The organism is Cupriavidus sp. HMR-1 (assembly GCF_000319775.1).
In the GTDB taxonomy this organism is placed as follows: Bacteria; Pseudomonadota; Gammaproteobacteria; order Burkholderiales; family Burkholderiaceae; genus Cupriavidus; species Cupriavidus metallidurans.
This window is the reverse complement of the sequence record NZ_ANKP01000231.1, coordinates 44,555-54,009: the sequence shown is the minus strand read 5'-3', so window position 1 is coordinate 54,009 and position 9,455 is coordinate 44,555. Positions and strand designations below refer to the sequence as shown.

Below are 9,455 nucleotides of genomic sequence, written 5' to 3'. Positions count from 1 at the left end.
CGGCCGCTCGAAACACCGCCCCGGCGAACTCTCGGGCGGCGAGCGCCAGCGCGTGGCAATTGCCCGCGCGCTGGTCGGAAAGCCGGCCTGCGTACTGGCCGATGAGCCGACCGGCAACCTCGACGACCACACGGCAGGCGGCGTGTACGACCTGATGCTGGAACTGTCACGCACGCTGGGCACGAGCTTCGTGATCGTCACCCACGACCTTGATCTGGCTGGCCGTTGCGACCGCGTGCTGCGGCTGCGCGACGGTCATCTGCATCAAGAGCGTTGAGCGCCGGTAGCCAACCCACAGTCTTCCCTTCGCTTTCACTCAGCCCCCGCCATGTGGATCGATACGCACTGCCACCTCGACGCCAGCGAGTTCGATGCCGACCGGGCTGATGTCACGGATGCGGCTGCGGCAGCCGGTGTGACCGGCATTGTGTTGCCGGCCGTCGCAGTGGCGAACTTCGACGTGGTGCGTGGGCTGGCGCATGCCGACCCACGCTGCGTCTATGCGCTCGGCATCCACCCGCTGTACTCGCGGGCCGCCGGGCAGGCCGATCTCGATGAACTGCGCCGCCAGGTGACGGCGTCGATCGACGACCCGCGCCTCGTTGCCATTGGCGAAATCGGGCTCGACTTCTTCGTGCCTGGGCTCGACGCCACCCATCAAACCTGGCTGTACGCGGAGCAGTTGAAGATCGCGCGCGACTTCGACCTGCCCGTGCTGCTGCACGTGCGCAAGTCGCAGGACCAGATCCTGGCGCAGCTGCGTCGCGCGGGCGTGCGGCAGGGTATCGCCCATGCGTTCAACGGCAGTCACGATCAGGCGCACCACTACGTGACCCACGGCATGAAGCTCGGATTCGGCGGCAACGTGACGTTTTCCCGAGCGCGGCAGATCCGCCGCCTGGCCGCCGAATTGCCGATCGAGTCGATCGTGCTGGAAACGGACGCGCCCGATATCGCGCCCGCCTGGCTTTCCGACGATCAGTTCGGCGAGCAGCACAAGGCCCGTAATACGCCTGCGGAAGTGGTGGGCGTGGCGCGCGTCATGGCCGAGCTGCGCGGCGTCTCGGAACGAGAGCTCGCCGATACCATGTGGCGCAATTCCGTGGCCGCGCTGCCAAGACTGGCGGCGTTCGCGGATGTCATGGCCCCTCGCTAGGCGGCCCTCAGCGCTCCGCGCGCAGATTTAACCTTCTGACACACCGACGTATCGCTCGGTCACGTTTCCCAGCTGTCAATCGCAGTACAAATAAGCCCTTCAGCAATCAGATGCGGGGGCGTGCCTTGCTATGCGTGCAGTGCTGCTCGCGTTCGTGGTGGGCTGCTGGTGGTTGCAGCAGCAGGCAGCATTGCCGGGGCCATGGGATTGGGTCGGTTGTGGGTGTTTTGCGCTGGTTGGACAGCTTGGGGTCTGGGGGTTGCGTGGGCGTGGGGCGCGATGGGTAATCTGGGTTCGATGGTTGGTGAGCTTGTCGATCGCGGCACTCGTGGGGCTGGGTTGGTCGGCGTGGCGGGCGGACGTGCGGCTCGGCGCGTGGCTGGACCCGTCGCTGGCAGGGCGTGACCAGATCATCGATGGTGTTGTCAGCGGATTGCCGGACGCGGCCCCGCACGGCACGCGGTTCCTGTTCACGGTGGAGAGCGGGGCGTCGGGTGGCGTGGCGATGGGAGATCGCCACGAAGGGGTGGCGCCACTGTCAATAGCGCCATTACCGCACAGGGTATTGCTGACGTGGCGAGATCCGCCGGAGGTGCTGCAGCCCGGCCAGCGCCATCGGTTGACGGTCCGTCTGCGCAGGCCGCGCGGTCTCGCGAATCCGCATGGTTTCGACTATGGCTACTGGCTACTTGCCGAAGGCATCGGGGCGACGGGCTATGTACGCCACGGTCAGTTGCTGGATCGTGATGTCGCGATGCCGTTGTCGATCCGGATCACGCAGTGGCGGGCCGGATTGCGTGACCGCTTGTGGGCGGCGTTGCCGTCCGATGCGCAATACCGGGCAGTGCTCGTCGCGCTGGTGATCGGTGATCAGCGGGGCATTGGGCAGGCGGACTGGGATGTGTTCCGACGTACCGGCATCTCCCATCTGGTCAGCATCTCCGGGCTGCACATCACGATGATATCGGGGGTGGCTGCGGCGCTGGCGGGCCTGCTTTGGCGCCATTCGTTCGGCATCGGGCGCTGGCTCCGGCGGCCGCTGCCGCTGATCTGGCCCGCGCAGAAGGTGGCGATGGTGGTAGCGGTGCAGGCGGCGCTCGGCTACGGGCTGATTGCGGGCATGCAGATTCCGGCACTGCGCACGGTATCGATGCTGATGGTCGCTGCCGTGGCGCTGTGGAGCGGGCGGACACCACCGCCGACGGTAGTGCTCGCCTGGGCGGCGGGGATCTCGGTGGCCATCGATCCATGGGCGGTGATGTCACCGGGCTTCTGGCTGTCATTTGGCGCGGTGGCGGTGATCTTCCTGGGCGCGCGGGGCGACGGCAGTGGGGATGGGGAGACGGTGGAGGAACGGCAGGCGGATCCGAGAAGCTGGGTGAGCCGCTGGATGAGCCGGATTGGGGGCGTGGTTGCCGAGGCGGCGCGCACGCAATGGTCGGTGACTATTGGGCTCGTACCGTTGACGCTTCTGCTGTTCGGGCAGGTATCGGTGGTATCCGTGTTCGCCAATGCCGTGGCGATTCCGGTGGTCAGTCTGCTTGTTACGCCGCTGGCGCTGGCTGGCGCGGTGTTGCCGCCTGACTGGGCTGCGCCGTTGCTGTGGATTGCCCACAAAGCGCTGGAGTGGTTGGTCGGGGGGCTCGCGTGGCTGGCCGCGCCTGCGTGGGCGGTATGGGAGGCCGCGCATCCGGGGACGGTGGCGACCGGGCTGGCATTGGCTGGTGTCTACGTCCTGCTCATCCCCCGTCCGTCCGATGCGAAAGGCGCCAGGCGAGTGCGGATCGTGCCGCGCTGGTTGGGCGCGCTGCTGATGGCGCCGATGCTCTCGGCCGGGCGCGAGCCGGTGGAGGAAGGGGAAATGCGCGTGACGGCGCTCGACGTCGGGCAGGGTGAAGCCGTGCTCGTGGAAACGCGCCGCCACGCGCTGCTCTACGACACAGGGCCTTCGTATGTGTCGGGTGCCAGCGCAGGTGGTCAGGTGATCGTGCCCTATCTCCGCGCGACCGGGGTGCGGCATCTGGACATGCTGATGGTCAGCCATGAGCATGACGACCACGCGGGCGGCGTTGAAGCTGTGCTGCAGGCCGTGCCGGTAGCGCGGGGGCTGACCGCCGAAGGGCCTGGGAACAAGCCACTGCCACGCTTGCCGGAGGGGCGCGCGTGGCAGCCGTGTCTGGCTGGCGTTGCGTGGCGTTGGGATGGTGTGGAGTTCGAGGTCCTGCACCCGACGGAAGAGGATCTGGCGCAGCGGCGCCTGTCGGCCAACGCCCGGAGTTGCGTGCTCCGCGTGGCAACGGCGCAGCGCAGCGTGCTGCTGACCGGCGATATTGGTGTATCGGAGGAGCGGCGGCTGATCGATAGCGAACTAGGTGAGCGATTGCGCGCGGATTTCCTGCTGGTGCCGCATCACGGCAGTGGCACGTCTTCGCATGCGGCATTCCTGCGGGCTGTAGGGCCCGAAGTGGCGGTGTTTCAGCTCGGTTTCGCAAACCGGCACAGGCATCCGCGTGAAGATGTCTGGCAGCGGTACGCGCGTGCAGGGGCGGCGCGGTATCGCACCGATGAAACCGGCGCGGTGTCGATCGTTACTGGCGGCGGCGACTACGTGGTGACGTCGTTCCGCCAGCAACAGCGCCGTTATTGGCGGGACGCGCCCCCCGCGCCACGGTGAGCTGCGGGCTTGGTAGTCTTGCTGGCGGGGCTGTCTGGGCTGTCGGATTTTGTCGGACGACGCGCTGCACGGCTCGGTTTGGATGCTTGTGATGTCGCCTCGGATGCGGTCGTGGCCGAGGTCGATGCCGGAGTCTTGCCTAGCGGCGTCGGATCGGCCCCCGCAATCCGGCGCTCGCGCAGATGTGCCTTGGCTCGCTGCAGGCCTGCGGCGACCGAGTCGGCGCGATCCAGTGCCACGCCTGCGGCCAGCACGTCGCCGAGCACGAGATGGCAGATGCGCGAAGTCATGGGCGTATAGACCTCGCTGTCCTCTTCGACGTCGGAGAAGACGCAGACGTCCGCAAGGCGGGCGAGCGGTGATCCGCTATGGGTCAGCGCCAGCACGCTGGCGCCGCTGCTGCGCGCCAGCGTGGCGGCGGTGAGCATGTCCCATGTGCGGCCGCTGTTGGACACCAGCACGGCGACATCGCCCGGGCGCAGCAGCGCTGCGGACATGCTGAACACGTGCGGGTCCGAATAGGCCGTGGTGGGAATGCCCAGGCGGAAGAACTTGTGCTGGATGTCGAGCGCAACGATGCCCGAGTTGCCGCAGCCATAAAACTCGATGCGGCGCGCCCCGGCCAGTAGCCGGATACCGTGCTCGATCTGGTCGGCGGACAGCGCGTTGCGCACGGACATCAGCGTGGCGATGGTGCGATCGAACACCTTGCCGGCGATATCGGCAGGCCGATCGTCGGCTTCCACATCCTGGTGAACGAAGGGCGTGCCACCCCCCACATTCTGAGCGAACTGAAGCTTGAACTCCTTGAAGCCGTCGTAGCCAAGCGCGGCGCAGAAGCGGGCGATCGTGGGCTGCGAGACACCGGCCCGTTCCGCTAGTTCCGGCATGGTCAGCCGGATGACGCTCGCACCGTGTCGTGCCACGTAATCGGCCAGGCGGCGTTCGGACGGGCGTAGCGAGTCGTAGACGGCAAGGATTCTGTCGCGCATGGTGAGAGAGTGCGGGATCGTGCGTAAAGGTATTGGGGGGGGGCGCCGGTTGTGTCGGTGTCCCTGGGCTGGCTTCGGTGCAGCCTCGGTAATGTAGAGATTCTACACAGATTGCGAGGATTCTCGGAAGGGCTTACGTGGGGTGTTGTGCTCGGGATTTACCCGGATTTCCCATAAAAACGCCCATCGACCTGAGGCTCATATCTTCCGGTGGCGTGAGTCTCTTGGATATAATGTAGAAATTCTACATGCCGAGGCATCCAATGAGTGCCTCGGCTTCCCCACCAGGAAGAACTCCAACATGTCCCAAGCCGTTCATGCCGAGGTACTGGCCGTCACGCAACGCATTGTCGACCGCAGTCGCGCCAGCCGGGCAGCCTATCTGGCCAGGTGCGAGCGCGCCCAGCAGGAACTCGGGCCCTTGCGTGGCATGTCCTGCGCGAACCTTGCCCACGGCTACGCCGCACTGCCTTCGGACGACAAGCTCAAGCTGCGGGTCGAGCATGCCCCGAATCTTGGCATCGTGACCGCCTACAACGACATGCTGTCCGCCCACCAGCCCTATGAGCGTTACCCGGCCGTGATTCGCGAAGCCGCGCGCGCCGTGGGAGGCGTGGCGCAGGTGGCAGGTGGCGTGCCGGCCATGTGTGACGGGATTACCCAGGGCAATGCCGGCATGGAGTTGTCGCTGTTCTCGCGCGATGCGATCGCGATGGGTACGGCCGTCGCGCTGTCGCACAACACGTTCGATGCGGCGTTGATGCTGGGCGTGTGCGACAAGATCGTGCCGGGATTGCTGATGGGGGCGCTGCAGTTTGGCCATCTGCCGATCGTGTTCGTCCCGGCCGGGCCGATGGCAACGGGCCTGTCGAACAAGGAAAAGGCGCGTGTGCGCCAGCTCTATGCCACCGGGCAGGTCGGGCGCGATGCGTTGCTGGAGGCCGAATGCGCCGCCTATCATGGCGCGGGTACCTGCACCTTCTATGGCACCGCCAACAGCAACCAGTTCCTGATGGAGATCATGGGCCTGCACATGCCCGGCTCGGCGTTCGTGCACCCGGACAGCGGCCTGCGTGACCCGCTGACCGCCGCGGCAGCCCAGCGGGCGCTGGCGCTGATCGCTCGCGGTGACGCCTATACCCCGCTGGCGAAGATTGTCGATGAACGGGCGATCGTCAACGCGATGGTTGGCCTGCTGGCCACTGGTGGCTCGACCAACCACACGATTCACCTGGTGGCGATGGCACGTGCCGCCGGCATCCTGATCGACTGGAACGATTTCAACGGCCTGTCAGCCATCACGCCATTGCTGGCGCGTGTGTATCCGAATGGCTCGGCCGATGTGAACCATTTTCACGCAGCGGGCGGCGTGGCCTATGTGATTGCCCAACTGCTCGACGCCGGTCTGCTGCACGAGGACGTGCAGACCGTGGCGGGCCCCGGCCTGAAGCGCTACACCGAGGAGCCGGTCATGACCGATGGCGTGCTGCGCTGGCGGGCTGGCCCGGCCACGAGCGGGGATGAGTCGGTGCTGGCGCCAGCGTCGGCGCCGTTCTCGCCCGAGGGGGGGCTGCGGCTGATGGCGGGCAACCTGGGGCGCGGGGTGATCAAGGTCTCGGCCGTGGCCGACGAGCACCGGGTGGTGGAGGCGCCGGCGCGAGTTTTCGATTCGCAGGAAGCGCTGCAGGCCGCCTTCGAGGCGGGCGAGCTCGATCGTGACGTGGTGGCCGTGGTGCGCTTCCAGGGCCCGAATGCCAATGGCATGCCCGAGTTGCACCGGCTTACCCCCGCGCTTGGCGCGTTGCAGGATGCCGGACGCAAGGTCGCGCTGGTAACCGATGGCCGCATGTCGGGTGCGTCGGGCAAGGTGCCCGCCGTAATCCATGTCGGGCCGGAGGCGCTGGCAGGCGGGCCGCTGGCTCGGGTGCGCGACGGCGATGTCATTCGCGTGGACGCATTGGCGGGCACACTCGATCTGGTGGGCGATGCTGCCACCCAGGCTAACTTTGCCGGGCGAGTGCCGGCAGCGGCGCCAGCCGACGAATTCGCCCGTTTCAGCATGGGCCGGGGCCTGTTCGGCCTGTTCCGCCGCCATGCGCGGACCGCCGAGGAGGGGGGCAGCGCGCTGGACCTGTCCGAAGCCGATGCGCTGGCGCCCGCTGTCCAAACGGCGTCCGCCGTCGCACAATAGGCGGGCCGTCAGGCGGCGCTCGCGCCAATCATTCCGTTTCTCTTGCGTATTCTTCCGGGGTGCCCGGCAGCACGCGCTGCACCCCGGAAGCACCTTCGCGCCACATCGACGTGGCCGAAGGCTACCGACAAGGATGGCAACACCATCCGACACATGATCGATGGAGCAGACATGATCTATATCCTGATGGGCGTTTCCGGCAGCGGCAAGAGCACGGTCGGCCAGATGCTGGCGGACCGGCTTCATTGCGGCTTCCACGACGCGGACAGCTTTCACAGCGACGCCAACAAGGCCAAGATGCACGCCGGCATCCCATTGACCGATGACGACCGCTGGCCCTGGCTGGACGCAATGCGGGCCGCCATCGACACCGCCCGCGCCGAGGGCCGCACCCACGTATTCACATGTTCGGCGCTGCGCCAGGTCTATCGGGACCGCCTGCTGCCGTCGGACGGCGGCGTGACCTTCGTGTTCATGAAGGGCGACGCCTCGACCATCGGCAGCCGCCTGTCCGCGCGCACGGACCATTTTTTCAATCCCGCGCTGCTCCAGAGCCAGTTCGAGACCCTGGAGGAGCCTTGCGACGCGCTCGTGCTCGATATTCGCCGCACCCCTGAGGCACTGGTCGAGGATATTCTTGAAAAATGCCCGCCGGCATCGGCCTCCTGTTCCGGGAAGGCGCCCTGAATCACCTGTGGCTGGCAAGCATCTTGCTAAATCGTTTTCTGTGTGCCGGCGCGTGTCACTTGTGTGCAACCCCTTGCGGGTTCAGTCGGTACGGATATGCTGAAGGAGTCGACTCGACAAGGCATCGATAAACGGGCGGCGGCGGTTGGTATCAGGCAGTAACCGGGAGACAACCACCGGAGGACAACCGCGGCAAGGCGCCCAATTTCACGAAGGAGCGGCCATCATGGCGGCGCGGTTTTTCGACGAGATGCTGGAAGGGCGAGAGGACGGAGCAACCGAGGCCATCGAGGCCGGGCGGGCGCTGCCGTCGGGGGCGGTCAGGCCCCACTACCGGAACTTTGCCGAATGGCTGGGGCGGCAGTCTGCGGCGACGATGAGCAACAAGCGCGCGGAAGCGGATCTGATCTTCCGGCGTGTGGGTATCACCTTTGCCGTCTACGGCGACAAGGATGAGTCCAACAGCGGAACCGAGCGGACCATTCCGTTCGACGTGATTCCGCGCATTTTCCCGGCCAGCGAGTGGGCCACGCTCGAGCGCGGCCTGCGGCAACGCGTCGCGGCGCTAAACCGCTTCATCCACGACATCTACCACGGGCAGGACATCATCCGTGCCGGCGTGATTCCGCCGGACCAGATCTACAACAATGCGCAGTACCGCCCGGAAATGCTGGGCATCGACGTGCCTCGCGACATCTACGCGCACGTGGCCGGCATCGACGTCGTACGCGCGGGCGAGGGCGAGTTCTACGTTCTCGAAGACAACCTGCGGGTGCCATCGGGCGTGTCGTACATGCTCGAGAACCGCAAGATGATGATGCGGCTGTTCCCCGACCTGTTCGCCCGCAACCGCGTGGCCCCGGTGGCGCACTATCCCGATCTGCTGCTGGACATGCTGCGCAGCGTGTCGCCGCAGAATATCGCCGATCCGACCGTCGTCGTGCTCACGCCGGGCATGTATAACTCGGCCTACTTCGAGCACGCGTTCCTGGCCCAGCAGATGGGCGTCGAACTGGTGGAAGGCAATGACCTGTTCGTCGAGGACGACCACCTCTATATGCGCACCACGCAGGGGCCGCAGCGTATCGACGTGATCTACCGGCGCGTGGACGACGATTTCCTCGACCCGCTCGTTTTTCGCCACGATTCCGCGCTGGGTGCGGCCGGGCTGCTCTCGGTCTACCGTGCCGGCAACGTGACGATCAGCAATGCGATCGGAACGGGCGTGGCCGACGACAAGTCGATCTACCCGTACGTGCCCGACATGATCCGCTTCTATCTCGGCGAGGAACCCATCCTGTCGAACGTGCCGACCTACATGTGCCGGCGTCCGGACGACCTGCAGTACGTGCTCGACCATATGCAGGATCTTGTGGTCAAGGAAACGCATGGCGCCGGCGGCTACGGCATGCTCGTGGGGCCGGCCGCGACGCGCGCGGAGATCGACCAGTTCCGGGAGGTCGTGAAATCGCGCCCCGAGCAGTACATCGCGCAGCCGACGCTGGCGTTGTCGACTTGCCCGACCTATGTCGATGCGGGCATCGCGCCGCGCCATATCGACCTTCGCCCGTTCGTGCTGTCGGGCAAGGAGGTGCGCATGGTGCCGGGTGGGCTGACGCGGGTGGCGTTGAGAGAAGGCTCGCTCGTGGTCAATTCGTCGCAGGGCGGCGGCACCAAGGACACCTGGGTGCTGGAACGCTAGGAAACCGTTTCAGAATGATTCTGGCGTGGTTGCGCGGCCTTGCCGTACCGCTT

7 protein-coding genes are annotated in these 9,455 nt (G+C 66.3%); 6 read left to right on the top strand and 1 reads right to left on the bottom strand.

Going from position 1 to position 9,455, the window contains the following annotated elements; all coding sequences use genetic code 11:
- From D769_RS23385 to D769_RS23375, 3 genes are all read left to right on the top strand, one after another.
- The coding region (locus tag D769_RS23385; protein WP_008650137.1) for an ATP-binding cassette domain-containing protein at positions 1-277 on the top strand (277 nt) is incomplete at its 5' end.
- 51 nt (positions 278-328) lie between these two features.
- Positions 329-1,156: a TatD family hydrolase gene (locus D769_RS23380; RefSeq protein WP_008650136.1), complete on the top strand. Its 828-nt coding sequence runs from the start codon at positions 329-331 to the stop codon at positions 1,154-1,156.
- Positions 1,157-1,286: 130 nt separating this feature from the next.
- A complete protein-coding gene (locus tag D769_RS23375; RefSeq protein WP_040011213.1) occupies positions 1,287-3,830 on the top strand; it encodes a DNA internalization-related competence protein ComEC/Rec2 in 2,544 nt (847 codons plus the stop codon).
- Here the strand turns inward: D769_RS23375 and D769_RS23370 are convergent.
- On the bottom strand, positions 3,797-4,822 hold the full coding sequence (locus tag D769_RS23370; protein ID WP_008650133.1) for an SIS domain-containing protein: 1,026 nt from the start codon (positions 4,820-4,822) through the stop codon (positions 3,797-3,799). The two genes, D769_RS23375 and D769_RS23370, sit on opposite strands and share 34 nt — an antisense overlap.
- Positions 4,823-5,123: 301 nt before the next feature.
- On the opposite strand from D769_RS23370, the gene edd reads away from it, so the two are divergent.
- The 3 genes from edd to D769_RS23355 all read left to right on the top strand — a co-directional run bounded on the left by edd (position 5,124) and on the right by D769_RS23355 (position 9,402).
- The gene (gene edd, locus D769_RS23365; RefSeq protein WP_008650131.1) at positions 5,124-7,013 is read left to right on the top strand and encodes a phosphogluconate dehydratase; all 1,890 of its coding nucleotides are present in this window, start codon (positions 5,124-5,126) and stop codon (positions 7,011-7,013) included.
- A gap of 171 nt (positions 7,014-7,184) precedes the next feature.
- Positions 7,185-7,700 (top strand): gluconokinase, encoded by a 516-nt coding sequence (locus D769_RS23360; RefSeq protein ID WP_035881898.1) that lies wholly within the window; start codon positions 7,185-7,187, stop codon positions 7,698-7,700.
- A gap of 226 nt (positions 7,701-7,926) precedes the next feature.
- A complete protein-coding gene (locus D769_RS23355) occupies positions 7,927-9,402 on the top strand; it encodes a circularly permuted type 2 ATP-grasp protein (RefSeq protein ID WP_008650127.1) in 1,476 nt (491 codons plus the stop codon).
- Positions 9,403-9,455: the final 53 nt, after the last annotated feature.